This is a genomic window from Carnobacterium sp., from assembly GCF_040274425.1.
Window position 1 is genome coordinate 1 of sequence record NZ_JBEMBC010000172.1, and the last position, 1519, is coordinate 1519.

General features: G+C 33.6%; 2 pseudogenes. Both read right to left on the reverse strand.

The window, feature by feature from the left end:
- Window positions 1–719, reverse strand: a pseudogene (locus ABS911_RS15075) (FUSC family protein); the annotation flags it as partial.
- A 519-nt stretch (window positions 720–1238) separates the two neighbouring features.
- Window positions 1239–1519, reverse strand: a pseudogene (locus tag ABS911_RS15080) (hypothetical protein); the annotation flags it as partial.

Below are 1519 nucleotides of genomic sequence, written 5' to 3' on the forward strand. Positions count from 1 at the left end.
ATGACATTTAGCTTTCTTCCTTGAAGCACAGCCGCACAAGAAATCGTTATCCAATATGGATTACCCAATTCTAGTGCTAAACCCAGATAAGTAGCAAAAAAGATTATTCCTGCATGATGAATAGAAGACAATAGTAATTCTTGATCGTGCTTTATAGCATAGAGAAATTTCGTCTTAAATGATTCAGATTTATACTCTTCTTTTTCTTCAATAAGCTTTCTGTGCAACACACCAACTAAACTAGCCATTAAAATCGCAACCAAAACTCCACAAGCTACATAAATCGTAGCCCAAATAATCCCCGCAAGAGGCAACGTTAAACCTGTTCCCATAGAACCTACCATAATTACAAAGAAGGATCCTGGATTTGGCAAATGGAGGATTCTGAAAATTAAAAGACTAATTAAACTGATTATACTAATCGTAATAGGGATCATCCAAGGTACAAAGGTTGATAAGGCTCCTGCCATAAAACTCAGCACTAAACAGATCCCAACTTTAAAGATCCGTTGCATCAATGCTTTGGTCGGAATTGGCTGATAATATAAAAATGCGAAAGCTCCAAGTGCACCGAACGTTCCAATTTGCATGTTGTTTAACAAATAGCCTGCCATAAGCATAATTCCAGTAGTAAATCCCGCACCAAAAACACGTAACAAAGAATCTTTTGTTTCTTTTATAGTGATAATTTCTTTAAAAAAACTCCTTTTCTTTTCCATTATAAAAACTCCTGATTCCATAATTGATTTTTTGTTCTTTTTATTCTTTGAATAAGCAATAATACTTTTAAATTATTAGAGTTAACATCGTTCTAATAATACTAATCAACTTGAACAACATTAAAACCACTACAATGGCTCAGTTTTTAGTGATTACCCGAAGTTTATTTTTGCTCCTTAACCTTTTTATATCCTATTCTTGTGGCTCTTATTCATTACCTTTCAAGTATATCGCCTTTACAAATTAAAAAAAGGGCAATTATTATGACAAATCCCCATAATTTTGCCTTTATTGATAAATAAAATAATATGAAAAGCAAATAACAAGGAATTTTTTTGTTTAAGCAGACCTTAATGGAAAGAGCTAGAAGCAAAACAAAGCTACAGAAGCCAATCATACTAGCTGATTAGCTTCTATAGTTTTGTTTTTTTAGACTATTAAAGTTTTTCTTCATAACGTTTAGTCCCTTTACTTATTGATATAAAAACTAACTAGCATAAAAAAGACCTAGAATAATTCTAGGTCCAATACTTTATTACTGCTCCATCTTTTCCTTCAACAGGATCATTTTCTGGTTGATTAACACATGCAACCGCTTGTTTGATTGCCTCGTAATCCTCTGCTTTTCCTTTTTGCATATCTGGTTCTAGTCCATCAGGATAAGCGCCCACTATTATGAAATCAGGACTAGCATCAATTCTTTTATGGGCTACACCTGCAGAAAGAAATAAAACATCCCCTTTAGAAAAAGAATAGCACTGAGCATCAGGACCTCCAAGTTGCACAGTTGCTTCACCAG